Genomic DNA, 13,530 nt, shown 5'->3' on the forward strand with positions numbered 1-13,530 from the left:
GATTACTCTTTGCGATCCTTTGTATTAGGCTCTGAACTCGTCTCTGTTGCTGAGGTTGGCTGTAATGATGTGTCATTATCTGCTTCACTAGGCGTTTTATCAGGATCGTCATCGCTTGTCTTTATCTGTTTATCTTTACCATGCTGACCAAATTGCGGCAGCTTAAACTTAGCACTGTATTTTAGTGCGGCAAGATTACTGGCAATGACACCAAGGATCAAAATAATCAGGATCCAAACTTCTAAGGTTGACATACTCAGCTCCTATTTCAAAAAGACCAACAATGCAATTACTTAGCCGCTAATCTTTGCTCACATTTACGAATGTCATCTGGCACATCGACTTCGACGGAATCAAAATCACTAATCGCTATTTTGATCTTATAACCATGTTCTAGGGCGCGTAATTGTTCAAGTTTTTCTAGTTCTTCTAGGCGACCTAATGGCAGCGCGGCAAAAGCTTGTACGAATTTGCGGGTATAAGCGTAAACGCCTAAATGCTTATAAACAGGGTAATCTTGCGTATCGCGACCAAAGGGAATGCGAGCACGGGAGAAATACAGGGCAAAGTTGTTGTTATCAAACACCATCTTCACATGCATTGGGTCATCAAGCTCGGCTTTATTATCAATCACTAAACCTAAAGTGGCCATTTCAAACTCACCTGGGTGATCTTTAAATAGATTGATTAACTGTTCAATAGAAGTGGGATTAATCAGCGGCTGGTCGCCTTGCAGGTTGATGACTAAATCATCATCTTTTAGCCCTAAGAGGCTTATCGCTTCATTGATACGATCTGTACCTGATGCTGCATCTGGGCTGGTCATAACAACATTGCCGCCAAAACCTTCAACAACCGCCTTAATGCGATCATCATCGGTCGCGACATAAATGTTAGTCAGACCTTTGGCTAACGATGCGCGTTCATACACATGCTGGATCATCGGTTTGCCATTAATCAGTGCTAAGGGTTTACCCGGAAAGCGGCTTGAAGCATAACGAGCGGGGATTAAAAGAGTGACATTCATCAAATTATCCTATTTTTATCAGGCACATACTGTTTAGACTACAAAAGGGCTCGCTATGAGCACTGTTGATATGTAATAGCGGTTAGATACGACAGAAAAAGTCATCAACATGTTAGCGATGATTTCCTACGCCCATGACTCTAGCATTGGTAGCAGAGTATGTTGTGCGTCTCTTTAATGTTGATAACGTATAGGCGGATTATAACTGGGGTAAAAGCCCCTTGCGATGTTTAATTGTTAAAAACAGCCATGTAAGAATAAAACCTGCACAGAGGCAGGTTTTATTTAATTTTTACGCGAACTTAGCATGATGCCACCCGCCCAAAAGCGAATCATTAGCGTGGATGGGCTAATCCATGTTCGCGGTCAACCGTGACATCTAAATCTGTGAGTAAGCCGTTATCAATACCGTAAATCCAGCCGTGCACAGCCACTTCTTGGCCGCGATCCCATGCCTCTTGTACTATGGTTGAACTGGTTACATTAGCAACTTGCTCAATTACGTTAAGTTCGCACAGGCGATCAAAACGTTTAGCTTCATCCATTTGTAACAATTCTTCTTGATAGATACGGTAGATGTCCCGTAAATGTCCAAGCCAGTTATCGATAAGCCCTAAGCGTTGCTGACCCATAGCTGCCCGCACGCCACCACAGCCGTAATGGCCGACAACCATTATGTGTTTTACTTTAAGGACATCAACGGCATATTGCAGCACAGATAAGCAGTTAAGATCGGTGTGAATCACCATGTTAGCGATATTACGGTGAACAAAGACTTCACCAGGCATAAGATCGATGATTTGGTTAGACGGTACGCGACTATCAGAGCAACCAATCCACAGGTATTCAGGATGTTGCTGTTTAGCTAATTGTTCAAAGAAATCAGGAGTTTCTTGGCGTATGCGTCCGGCCCAACGGCGATTATTGTCGAATAGAGGTTTAAGTAGTTTCATTGTAACCTATTGTTTTGTTAACATGTAAAATGACTTTCTAATGCTCTAGCTCTTGCAGGCAGCACTCTTTAAACAAGAGTATAACAGTAAAATATTCTGTGCTGGTCTATCCAATGCGTGACAACATTAGCGGATTGAATGTTAATGATGTTTGCTATTTTTGACTCTGTGCACATTTTATAATGCAGTCCCTTAATGGGACGGTTTTATAGATAACGCGCCAAAAAGGCGACTAAATGCTGATTGATAAACTCAGCTTGCTCAAGCGTTGAAATGTGTCCTGCTGACGGAATATGCACCAGTTGGCTACCATCAATGCTGTCACTCATCAAATAGCTTTCTAATACACTATGTATCTTATCCTCAACCCCCGCCATGATAAGGCAAGGTAGCGTAAACTGCTCAGCATATTCCATCGTATCGCGGCGACCAAAAATCATCCGTCCTAGTTTAACAATTGTCGGAATTTTTTCCACGGTGATATTTGCAAGAGAACGCTCAAAAGCGGTCATACGCTCAGGTGCGTTATCGATGGTATGATTAGCGAAAAACAAGGGTGAAATGGTGCTGATAAGCGCCGCAGGTATAGCGTTCGCCGCAGCGATAGTATCCAGCATGGAATAATATTTAGTACGAGTCACTTCCGGTTCAAAACCAATAAAGCTATTTAGCATGACTAAAGCGTTAACTCTTGCCGGCGCTTTGAGTACCAGTTCAGCACCCCACATCGCGCCAACAGAAAGCCCAATGATGCTAAAGTTATCAATTTCGAGGGCATCCATTAAGGCCAACATATGATCGGCAATATCAAGTAGGGTCGTGCAGTTATCGGGGAGTAAATCAGACTGACCATGGCCCCAAAGTTCCGGAACTATGCAGCGGTAATGGCCACTTAAGGCGGCGATTTGTGGCGCCCACATGGCGCTGTCCCATAAATAGCTGTGACCGAACAACAATACAGGGCCAGTGCCGATATCGAGATAACTTAGATTACGCTCGGCAATCGTGCACTGTTGATAGTGTGAAGAAAAATCCATAAAACCTACTTAATCAAATATATCATTATGTTAAGTCCCAACCTTAGCGATGTCATTGGCCTTAACCTTGACTAATACTCGTGACTAGGGCTGAGCAATACGCAACACGTATTCATCTATGAGCGCATCTAAACGGGTGAGTACGGCATGTTTGAGCAACATATCACTGTTGGCTAACAAGATAGCCAATTCAGAGCGATCAAATTGAGGCAATAATAATTGTGACACAGGGAAATAGCTGATATGCCAAGGTTCTGGGCTCACCGCACTTTGTCCGCGTTGGAAGGGAAAATAAAAGCCAAAATCATAGGCATTTTCCAGCAACCAAGCATGCAGTTTGGCGCAGGGGCCATTTTCGACATATTCTGCTTCAATAAGACGCAGCGCTTTGATATCAATTGTCGCCGCATCGAATACATCAAGATCAGTGCCCCAGTGATGACGGGATGCACCCGGAAGCGCCGACCAAAGTAGAATCAAATCGACAATGGCGTCTTCACTCAAGCCCTGAATATTTACCGTTTGTTCATTAATATCCAACACCGCACGTTTGCCACTGGCCTTAGCATTCCAAATAGCGAGTTGCCTTTCAAATGGTCTGTGGGCGGAGCAGATAGCCAGTTTTATACCCGCTTCGTTAGCTTTTGCTGCCATCGCATTAAAGGCAATGGCAGTGTTGGCCTCTAACCAAAAGCTATGATACCCACGGTGATGTGGGCTTAAATACTCCACTAAGTCTGAGGAGGTTAAGCCATAAAGCCGTGCATGTTCGGGGCGAATATCAAGATGCGCTAACACAGCAGTTGTTCCAAGATGATTTCATAACACAGGGCTAACTGCTCAAGGTCGTCCACTTTAACGCATTCATTTACTTTGTGAATAGTGGCGTTAACGGGGCCCAGTTCTAGCACTTTGGCACCCGTTGGCGCGATAAAGCGTCCGTCTGATGTGCCACCAGTGGTCTGAGGGTCGGTTTCATAGCCTGTGACTTGGCGAATCGCGATACGGGTTGCATCAAGTAATGGACCATCACCGGTTAAAAATGGCAAGCCATTGAAAATCCAGCTGATATTATAATCAAGCTCATGGGCTTTCAATAATGCTTCAACGCGCTCAATCAAAATTTCGGCGGTCACTTCGGTAGAATAGCGAAAGTTAAACATCACCTCTAGTGCGCCAGGGATCACATTTGATGCGCCAGTACCGCCATTGATATTGGCGATTTGAAAGCTGGTAGGCGGAAAAAACTCATTGCCGTTGTCCCAGTGCATTTGGCTAAGTTCAGCTAAAAAAGGCGCCGCTTTATGAATCGGATTATCGGCAAGGTGCGGATAGGCCACGTGACCTTGAATCCCGTTAACGGTTAGGTTGCCGGTTAAGCTACCACGGCGCCCATTTTTAACAACATCACCCAGTTTTAGGGTTGATGACGGTTCACCGACAAGTGCCCAAGTAATCTTCTCGTTGCGGGCCTCTAAGGTATCAATGACCCGTGTTGTGCCGTTGATAAATGGGCCTTCTTCATCGCTGGTAATCAAAAAGGCGATAGAGCCATGATGATCGGGGTGTTTTACGACAAAGCGTTCGGTGGCAATCACCATTGCTGCCAATGAACCTTTCATATCTGCCGCGCCGCGGCCATATAAATAACCATCGATAATGGTGGGCACAAAAGGCGGCGTGTGCCAACGATTTACATCGCCTGTCGGAACCACATCTGTGTGGCCAGCAAAACAAAATAATGGACCTTCATTGCCACGACGTGCCCACATATTAGTGGTGTCTTCAAATATCATCGCTTCAATATTAAAGCCGAGTGTACTTAATCGTTCTGCCATTAAGGTTTGGCAGCCTTCATCAAGTGGTGTCACCGAAGGGCGAGCGATTAATGCTTTAGTGAGCTCAGTCACGGGGTAATTATCAGCTGATATCATAGCGAGAATACTCTTTTATAATCGGCTTCATTAAAACCCACTAATACGTGTTCACCAGCTACAAGGACGGGACGTTTGATGAGTGTTGGCTGCGCTAACATGAGTTTAATGGCTTTGGCTTGATCTATATCGGCTTTATCTGCGTCACTAAGTGCGCGAAAGCTGGTGCTGCGCTTATTGAATACGGTTTCCCAACCTAAGGTGTTGCACCAGAATTCGAGGTCTTCTTGACGTAAACCATCATCTCTAAAATCGTGAAAATTAACCGCTAGTTGATGATTTTCAATCCATTTGCGTGCTTTACGCACTGTATCGCAATTCTTAATACCGTAGAGGGTCAAAATGATGCTCCAGTGTGGATGGACGCTTGGCTAGCAAGCATTGATTTTGTAGACATTGTGGCAATATGTATCACATGTAACCAGTGCAATATGCGATCAAAAGACAGCACAATTTGTTCTCAGTTTTTCAGACACTTATCACCATATCGCTTATTTATCCTAAAAACATAAAGGGAGCTTCTCGTAGAAATCGCCCCGACGATATTGTCTGATAAATAATATTTTCCGGTAAATCATATCGTCTGGTAAAGAATGTATTGCAATCATTAAGCTTAAGCTTAAGCTAAAGCTGAACTGTAAAAATCACGTCTTTACCGGCAACAACACTGCCTTGGGCTTTGTCGAGATATTTAATGTCTTCCATATTCGCAAGCACAACTGGCGTCAGTAAGCTGTCGACCTGATCTTTGAGGTAATCAATATCAAACGACAAAATAGGATCGCCAACTTTCACTTCTTGGCCTTCTTCGGCCAAGCGTGTAAAACCTCTGCCCCTAAGTTCCACAGTGCCCACACCAAAGTGGACAAATAGCTCTAAACCTTGGGGGGATTCAATGCTGAATGCGTGATTAGTCTCGAAAATTTTACCAATAGTGCCGTCGATAGGTGCAAGAATTAATTCACCTTTGGGAGCGATAGCGATGCCATCACCAACAATTTTTTCGGCAAAAACCACATCAGGGACTTTTTCGATTGCCACAATATCGCCTGATACAGGAGCATATACCATGATACCGCCAGCTAATTGAGACTGACCCGATACCAAGCGCCTAATTCGGCTTAAAAATCCCATAATGTCACGCCTCTTATACTTGTTTTGGTCATTGTTTTTCTTCTATGGATGCAGCATAACGAATAAATGTCTCTATTTATAGCTTGTTATACACTGCTGCAGATCTGAAATTCTATCTTGTTGTAATGCTGTGTGTGCCAGTGTGGCAAATTGTTGCATATTGCCTTGGCAAATCGCGGCTTTTACCTCCAAGAGTGAGTTTAAGTTAACACTGAGCTCATCAAGCCCCATGCCTATAAGTAGCGGCGTTATGTGCGGTGAGCTGGCGAGTTCACCGCAAAGTGAAACTTTAACGTTGGCGCTTTTAGCTTGGAGTATTGTCATATTAATTAACGCTAAAACGGCAGGGGATAATGAAGGATAATCACGGGTTAATTGCGGATTAGCTCTATCTGCGGCCATAACATATTGCGTTAAATCATTCGTGCCGATGCTGACAAAATCAAGTCTGGCTAGCATAGCGCGTAAATTCAATACAGCTGCTGGGGTTTCTACAACGATGCCATAACTGAGTTCACCGTAGCCTTTTTCTTCCTCTTCTAAGGCATCTTGGCACTGGGCGATTAATGTAAACACCTCATCTAATTCTTCAACTTGATTCACCATAGGAAACATTAAGCGGATAGGACCATGGTTGGCGGCGCGCAAAATAGCTCTTAATTGGGTTTTGAATAAGTCGGTATGGGCCAAGGTATAGCGAATACCGCGCAGACCTAGAGCGGGATTATCTTCTTGTTCTTGATATAGGCAGGGCAGCTTTTTATCTGCACCGATATCTAACGTTCTAATCGTGAAGGTTTTACCGCCTAGCGCGTGCAGAGCTTCGCAATATAAACTGTATTGGGCTTTTTCGTCGGGTAGGGTACTCACGTTCATCAACATGAATTCGGTACGAAACAAACCGATGCCATCTGCACCGACATCACTCACATGGATGATGTCGTTGAGGTTGCCCACGTTGGCCATTAATCCCACTTGATGGCCGTCTAGAGTTTGTGCAGGAACATTTTTATAGGCTTGTAGTGCAGCGCGGCGCAGCTGTTCATGGTGAAAGGTGACGGTAAGTTTTGCTTGTTGTTCTGGGTTTGGGTTAAGACAGAGTTCGCCATTAAGTGCATCGAGAACTAAGGGCATGCCGTTAGGAATGAGGTCGGTATCAAATTGGCAACCTAACATGGCCGGAATACCTGCCGCTCTTGCTAAAATGGCGGTATGGCTGGTTAGGCCACCGGTTTTAAGCACTATCCCACAAAGATTTTCTCGGGGAAGTAACGCAAACTCGGCTGGGGTTAAGTCTTGGGCTAATAATATCGTCGGGGTATCGAATTTTTTAAAACCTTGATCTAAGTGGCCATTAATCGCCGCAACAACCCTTTGGCCCAATGCGCGTACATCTTGCGCTCTATTAGCAAGATAAGGGTCATCTAATGACGCTAACTCATTAGCTTGATGAGCGAATATACGCTCGACCGCCACACTGGCTGATAATTGTAGTGTTCGAATAGCGTCATTAACTTGCTCAATTAACTCGTCATCTTGCAATAGGAGTAAGTCGGCCTCAATTAATTGATAGTTATCTGAGTCACAGTTTAATGTTGCTTGGATAAATGTCAGCTGTGCTTGTAACTCGGTTAATGCTTTAACAAACTTACCCTGTTGCTGAGGAATGTTAGACAGAGGAATAGGACGATAATCAAGATGGTGTTCGGCATGAATAAGGTGAAGCGCTTGACCAAAAGCGATTCCCGATGACACGATAATCCCCGTAATTGACATATTCATTCCTAAATTAACCGTTGAATTAACTACTCTTTTACGGTGGAGAGTCTAATTGAGTGCAGTTGAGTTTGTAAAGAGTAGGGATAAATACATTACAGCATGAAAATAATCGGACTAACTTAGGGTAATAAGGAGTTCGGATACTTTATCTACCGCAAGTTGTGCTTGCTCACCTTCGGCAAATACTTTAACCGTTACGCCATAGTATAAGCCTAAGGTTTGTAGTTTAAACAAGCTCTTAGCGCTAGCTTGTTTACCATTGCATTCGACAAGTACATCGCAATCAAAGGTTTTTGCTTCTTTAACTAATAGTGCCGCTGGGCGAGTATGAATCCCATGTTTAGCAATAATGGTGACCGTTTTTTCGTACATAATAATTGAACTCATATTTAAAGAAGGTATTACGCTTCGTCTTTTGATTCTATGATGTGGTAGCCCTGTTTTTTTAAGGCTTCAATAGCAAGGTCAAGTCGATTATATTTCACCAAAATGTAATCAGTATCGAAGGTCGACATGGCAAAAATACTGATATTTTCATCTGCTAGGGTACTGGACACTTTAGATAAAAGTCCTGTCGTCAAAAATCCAAGTGGGCCTAGCGCTTCAAAACAGCGCCAACCGGGTTCTTGCTCTAAGCTATCGAGCATAATATCGCTAGAAATAACTAAAGATAAGCCTTCAGGCGTTTTACCGATAAAATAAATATCTTGAGCAAAAACTTCGTTGGGTAATACGGCATTCGGGCTAAAGCTATGGATGGTATATTGTTCGGGATGAACAGCTAAGGTCATTCGCATGGCAGTTACTCGCAAGGGTATTGTAACTAAAGCATACCGTATATCTGATCCGGAGTGACAGAGAATTTGTTCTGAGCTGTTACTGGTGCTATCCCAGCATTATTTTTAAAAGGTGGGTGAAAGTGAATAATCAGGGAGCTTTATTGTAATCGCTCCCTGATTAATTGTATCGGTGGAGTGCTAGATTTTAAACTGCCCTAGGGTACCTGACATACCTTGGCTAATGTCTTGCAATGACTGCGCTGCATGGCGGTTAGTCTCATTCGCTTTAACAGAAACTTCCGTTAATTCGGAAATATTACAAATATTGCGATTAATCTCCTCTGTAACAAGGGATTGCTCTTCAGTGGCGCTGGCCAGTTGAGTATTCATATCACTAATATGTGCGATTAATTGTAGTATCGCTGCCATCGCTTTACCCGCTTCATAGGCTTGCGCTTGTAATTCATCAGATTGACGTTGAGTCTGATTATTACTATTCATCACGGAACTTACACCCGATTGGATTTCACTGATGATTTTTTGGATCTCATTCGTCGAATCTTGTGTGCGAGTCGCTAGGGCGCGAACTTCATCGGCCACCACCGCAAAACCTCGGCCATGAGTACCCGCGCGCGCGGCTTCAATCGCGGCGTTAAGGGCTAGCAAATTTGTTTGTTCGGCAATACTGCGGATCACATCGAGTATGTTACCGATTTGCTGAGAAGCCACAGCCAATTTTTGAGTAATGACTTCAGAGGCTTTTAATTCTGCCACCAGCTTTTCAGTGTTATTAACTGTGTTATCGATAACGATTTGGCTTTGCTGCGCTTGATCTTTCACGCTATTGGCGGCATCAGCTGCTTGCTGTGTATTACTCGCCATTTCATGCGTAGTTGAGAGCATTTGATTGATTGCGGTGGCCACACTACTGGTTTCTCTGTGTATGTGGTCGGTACTTTGATTTGACTCTTCAACTGCAATTAATAATTGCTTGGCATCGGAATCTAATGCTTGTCCCAAAGGTTGTAACTGGCCCACCATATCACCAATTTTTTGGGCAAATAGATTAAAAGCGCGGGCGAGGTGAGCGATTTCATCTTTACCTTGGGTACTAATGCGCTGACTTAAATCACCTTCACCTTGGGCAATGTTTTCAAGAGCATCAATGGCATCATTTAGCGGAGAAGTAATTGAGCGATTGAGTACCAGAAAAAAAGCAAAAATCGGAACAGAAATCAAACACATAATGATCAAGTAATCGATGATGATAGATTGTAAACTTATTTTTACATCGCTTAAATAGGCACCTGTTATCACCGTCCAGCCCCATTGCGGATAATAACTAGCCTGTGCGAGCTTATCTTCTATGGCTCTGGTCATAGGGTCTGCAATGGGGTATTCGAGGGTCGTTTTTGATTGAGCGCGCGCTAATGGCAGCATAGTGGCTAATGGATTGCCGCCATTTGGTAACTTAAAATTTAATGCAGAGGTGCCAACAAGGCTCGCATTTTCACCATGGGCAAGGATTTGATTCTTATCGTCAATAACAATGAAGTAGCCGGAGCCTGAAAAGCGAGTTTTATTGATTAAATCAGCGGCAGCTTTTTTAGCATCGTCTTCGCTGAGCCTACCTTTACCGACATCTTGACGATATACATCTATTACGCTTAATACGTTGGAGAGTTGGCCATCGATCTGTAACCATTTTTGCTCGATTAAATTGCTGTATTGCTCCTTAATCGAAAAACTAGCAAAACACACAGTGCCCAAAGCCGCAATAAGGAGCATCATCATTAAGCGTTGTAAAATGGTAAAGCGGCGCAAAAATGGGATCATTGGTGTTCCTTGAGGCATGATTGTTGGCTGCTAATATACCCGCGAATCATTTTCAATTGAATCAACTCACCTCCAAATTCAATTAAAGCCCTTAATAAAGATCATTTTATTTGATCTAACGCAGGTTATTAAGGAGAGTAAATTTAAATATGGCGCTTTATTAAGCAGAGTGAGCTTGGTGTTACAACGTTACCGCTACTTAACACCTAAAGCGTCACTTGTTCTATTAGATATCAATAGGTTATATTTATGTTAATACAACCAGTCTACTGAAATTAGGCTAATTAATTGTTTTAACTTTGATTTTTAAAGTATTTGCGCGCAAGATTAACCCATTATTCAGTTTGAGAATCAATTATGACCAATAATACTATCGTAACCTCGGATGATATTTTACTGAAACTGTGTCATTCAGTTGCCCACGTCTTATCCAACACTAGCGCCAGTAATGTCACCCATGCCGGTATGGTGCAGAGTATTGCGCGCACTCGCCTGAAACCCGATCTGGGTTGTTTTTCTATTTTTGATGGTGGTTTTTCAGGGCTGGTGGTGATTAACTTTTCCTCATCTGCAGCAATTGAAATTTACCGTCGTTACATGCTCAATATGGGCATGCCTGAATCTGAACTTGCCTTTTCGCATACTTCTGATGAAGTGAGTAACGTGATGGGTGAGCTAATGAACCAAATTCTAGGAGATTTTATTAATAAAATTTCTAAAGAATTACAAACCTCAATTAGCCAAAGCCAGCCAAAAATGTTGACAATTAATAAAGAGTTAACTATCTCTATTGATGCTAATCTTGATGATGCTGTTGCTCGCAGAGTATCATTTAGAACCGAAAACAATCATATTTTCTATCTCGAGTTTGCCATGGACAAAACTGAGTTTATTCGTTTAGATGAGTTTGTATATGATGAAGAATTTGATCCCGACAGTCTTTTAGAACAACACAGCACAATAGGTGCGAATAAAGGCTCAGTCTCAAATGTCTCGTCTTTGGTAAAAAATGCAGATAAGCCCGCAATTACGTCCAATACAATTGATAACGCTGAAGCCGATGATTTACTTGATCAACTTGGTATTTAAGCGGAAAGTCAAGTGATTGGCACACCGACTATAAAGGCAGTGATAAAGCTGATGGTATTATTCTGCTCGGCCATGACAACTACCTAGATTACGAGCATAAATTGAAGTGGCAGTTAGCGCAAAATATTCACTTTGTGATTTGTAAGTCTGTGTCGTTAATTGGCAGTGATAACGATTAATGATGGTTTGGTTGTGACTGAGCATTTGATGTCTCTTTGGCATAAATTATTCACTTTTTAGATGATGCGTTAAGCCACAGTGACAGTCCTGAGTGTAAAAACTGAAATTTAGCCGGCGAGATTTTTGTCGACTGTGTGCTTAAGCTTATTAGTAGATAAAAGCTGAGTCCCCAGCTTATTACACCCCGTTGAATGGCGCGTAGTTCCTATAGAGAGTAAGTGACTTAAGTGGTTGCAGATAAATAAATGATTGCAGATAAATAAAACGATCGATCACTCGAAGACTCAGCTTAAATAACCAAAATCCGATAATTTAACCTTATCGGCTTTTGGTATGCAATTTTTATCCGCTAGGCTTTAACGGCGTACTGGCTTAAAAAGCGTGGTACATCGGCCTTGCTTTTCTTGGTGAGCTTTTGCAGTAATTCAAAGGTCGGCGAACAGAGACCGAAATCGTGCTTTAGATCGGCTAGCATAGCCAACCATAAGTGGCCTGTCATTTCGGCATCGGCTAAAGCACGGTGAAAGGTGCCATCAGTGGGTAACTGTTTATAGCGCACTAAGGTACCCAATTGATGGTTAGGTGCCGCTTGATATAAACGTCTTGCCACCAGTAAGGAGCAGCCAAATTGACCAAGGTAACGGTGGCGAATTTTAGCAAACTCGGCATCTAAAAAACGTTGATCAAAGGCTGCATTGTGAGCGACTAAATTATGATTGGCGATAAAACGGGCAAAGCGCGCCATCACTTCATCGCAAGGCGGCGCATCGCTGAGCATTTGATTACTGATCCCTGTGTAGTCCTCAATAAAGCGACTTATTTTGAATCCTGGGTTCATTAATTCAGAAAATCTTTGGGTGATCACGCCATCTTCAATCAATACCGCCCCGATTTCAATCGCGCGATCCCCTTGGTTAGGTGACAGTCCCGTGGTTTCAAAGTCGAGTACGACCAAAGTATTTGCGGCGGATTGAGGCATAGATCTGACCTTGGTTTTAAAATAATGAATCAGCATTTTATGCAGTAAAAGAAAATGCTCAATGATAAGGCAATTGTAATTCAATACGTTAGTAAATTCACTACCAGTATTATTACTGACGATTAGCCGGTGCTCGGTGCAAAGGCGGAAGGTTACTTATCCGTCTGCGGCTTAAGATTAAGGTTCTTATATCAAATCCTTATATAATAAATCCCTAGAACGTATGCCGCTGGTTTGACTCCTAAGTCAGATACTATGCACTATATAGCTAGCCCAAATACCCAGCTGGATCATATTTAAACTGAAAGAATCATGGTCGCTTTATGGAACGCTTAGCGGTAAATTATTTATTTTCGTATCAGTCGACTAAAGGATTTTTATGTTTGTTGTTTCGCTCACCTATAAAAAGCCCATTGCGGAAGTAGAATTATACTTAGCCGCCCATATTGCCTATCTTGAACAGCATTATGCCGCAGGAACGTTTGTCGCTTCGGGTCGCAAAGTACCGCGTACTGGCGGAGTTATTTTAGCTGTCGCGGCAACTCGCGCGGTGTTAGAGATTATTTTGCAGCAAGATCCTTTCGCTATTGCTGATGTTGCCGATTTTGAGGTGATTGAGTTTATACCGACTAAAGCTGCAGCAGGGTTAGAGCAGTTAATTGAAGTGCTTTAATTTCTATCTTTTTTAAATATTAATTCGTGTATTTTGCCATTGCTTGGCGGATTAGATGACGTTATCTATGTCTCAAGCCGCTAGCAGTGAAACAATGTTAATTTTAGGTCCGTTCTTGATCTCAACCGCA

Annotated in this window: 15 protein-coding genes and 1 pseudogene; 3 read left to right on the forward strand and 13 right to left on the reverse strand. The window is 42.8% G+C overall.

All coding sequences use genetic code 11. From position 1 onward, the window contains the following. Positions 1 to 2: 2 nt before the first annotated feature. From C9I43_RS06540 to C9I43_RS06595, 12 genes are all read right to left on the reverse strand, one after another. Positions 3 to 254, reverse strand: a complete 252-nt coding sequence (locus C9I43_RS06540; protein WP_076500342.1) for a DUF2897 family protein — start codon at positions 252 to 254, stop codon at positions 3 to 5. A 35-nt stretch (positions 255 to 289) separates the two neighbouring features. Further along, positions 290 to 1,027 (reverse strand): 8-amino-3,8-dideoxy-manno-octulosonate cytidylyltransferase KdsB, encoded by a 738-nt coding sequence (gene kdsB / locus C9I43_RS06545; protein WP_107882815.1) that lies wholly within the window; start codon positions 1,025 to 1,027, stop codon positions 290 to 292. Between the two features lie 335 nt (positions 1,028 to 1,362). After that, positions 1,363 to 1,980 (reverse strand): carbonate dehydratase, encoded by a 618-nt coding sequence (gene can, locus C9I43_RS06550; protein ID WP_076500346.1) that lies wholly within the window; start codon positions 1,978 to 1,980, stop codon positions 1,363 to 1,365. A gap of 206 nt (positions 1,981 to 2,186) precedes the next feature. Next, on the reverse strand, positions 2,187 to 3,017 hold the full coding sequence (locus tag C9I43_RS06555) for an alpha/beta fold hydrolase (RefSeq protein ID WP_107882817.1): 831 nt from the start codon (positions 3,015 to 3,017) through the stop codon (positions 2,187 to 2,189). A gap of 84 nt (positions 3,018 to 3,101) precedes the next feature. After that, positions 3,102 to 3,815 (reverse strand): M15 family metallopeptidase, encoded by a 714-nt coding sequence (locus tag C9I43_RS06560; protein WP_107882819.1) that lies wholly within the window; start codon positions 3,813 to 3,815, stop codon positions 3,102 to 3,104. Next, the gene (gene dapE, locus C9I43_RS06565; RefSeq protein WP_107882821.1) at positions 3,809 to 4,951 is read right to left on the reverse strand and encodes a succinyl-diaminopimelate desuccinylase; all 1,143 of its coding nucleotides are present in this window, start codon (positions 4,949 to 4,951) and stop codon (positions 3,809 to 3,811) included. The genes C9I43_RS06560 and dapE overlap by 7 nt, the downstream gene beginning before the upstream one ends. Beyond that, on the reverse strand, positions 4,948 to 5,292 hold the full coding sequence (locus C9I43_RS06570) for an ArsC family reductase (RefSeq protein ID WP_107882823.1): 345 nt from the start codon (positions 5,290 to 5,292) through the stop codon (positions 4,948 to 4,950). Before C9I43_RS06570 ends, dapE begins: the two co-directional genes overlap by 4 nt. Positions 5,293 to 5,575: 283 nt before the next feature. Further along, positions 5,576 to 6,085 (reverse strand): PTS glucose transporter subunit IIA, encoded by a 510-nt coding sequence (gene crr, locus C9I43_RS06575; RefSeq protein ID WP_076500357.1) that lies wholly within the window; start codon positions 6,083 to 6,085, stop codon positions 5,576 to 5,578. Positions 6,086 to 6,157: 72 nt separating this feature from the next. Next, on the reverse strand, positions 6,158 to 7,861 hold the full coding sequence (gene ptsP, locus C9I43_RS06580) for a phosphoenolpyruvate--protein phosphotransferase (protein ID WP_107882824.1): 1,704 nt from the start codon (positions 7,859 to 7,861) through the stop codon (positions 6,158 to 6,160). A gap of 117 nt (positions 7,862 to 7,978) precedes the next feature. Continuing rightward, complete coding sequence (locus tag C9I43_RS06585; protein ID WP_076500361.1) at positions 7,979 to 8,236, reverse strand: HPr family phosphocarrier protein; 258 nt, start codon at positions 8,234 to 8,236, stop codon at positions 7,979 to 7,981. Positions 8,237 to 8,265: 29 nt separating this feature from the next. Further along, the gene (locus C9I43_RS06590; protein ID WP_107882826.1) at positions 8,266 to 8,661 is read right to left on the reverse strand and encodes an ACT domain-containing protein; all 396 of its coding nucleotides are present in this window, start codon (positions 8,659 to 8,661) and stop codon (positions 8,266 to 8,268) included. Between the two features lie 180 nt (positions 8,662 to 8,841). After that, on the reverse strand, positions 8,842 to 10,479 hold the full coding sequence (locus tag C9I43_RS06595; RefSeq protein WP_107882828.1) for a methyl-accepting chemotaxis protein: 1,638 nt from the start codon (positions 10,477 to 10,479) through the stop codon (positions 8,842 to 8,844). 357 nt (positions 10,480 to 10,836) lie between these two features. On the opposite strand from C9I43_RS06595, the gene C9I43_RS06600 reads away from it, so the two are divergent. Continuing rightward, positions 10,837 to 11,568 (forward strand): DUF3334 family protein, encoded by a 732-nt coding sequence (locus tag C9I43_RS06600; RefSeq protein WP_107882830.1) that lies wholly within the window; start codon positions 10,837 to 10,839, stop codon positions 11,566 to 11,568. Positions 11,569 to 11,576: 8 nt separating this feature from the next. Continuing rightward, positions 11,577 to 11,828: pseudogene (locus tag C9I43_RS19040) on the forward strand (LacI family transcriptional regulator); the annotation flags it as partial. A 269-nt stretch (positions 11,829 to 12,097) separates the two neighbouring features. Here the strand turns inward: C9I43_RS19040 and C9I43_RS06605 are convergent. Next, positions 12,098 to 12,727, reverse strand: coding sequence for a 3'-5' exonuclease (locus tag C9I43_RS06605; protein WP_076500369.1), 630 nt, complete (start codon positions 12,725 to 12,727; stop codon positions 12,098 to 12,100). A 379-nt stretch (positions 12,728 to 13,106) separates the two neighbouring features. Between C9I43_RS06605 and C9I43_RS06610 the strand changes: the two genes are divergently transcribed. Continuing rightward, the gene (locus tag C9I43_RS06610; protein WP_076500371.1) at positions 13,107 to 13,400 is read left to right on the forward strand and encodes a YciI family protein; all 294 of its coding nucleotides are present in this window, start codon (positions 13,107 to 13,109) and stop codon (positions 13,398 to 13,400) included. Positions 13,401 to 13,530 lie beyond the last annotated feature (130 nt).

The organism is Shewanella morhuae (assembly GCF_003028295.1).
Lineage (GTDB): Bacteria > Pseudomonadota > Gammaproteobacteria > Enterobacterales > Shewanellaceae > Shewanella > Shewanella morhuae.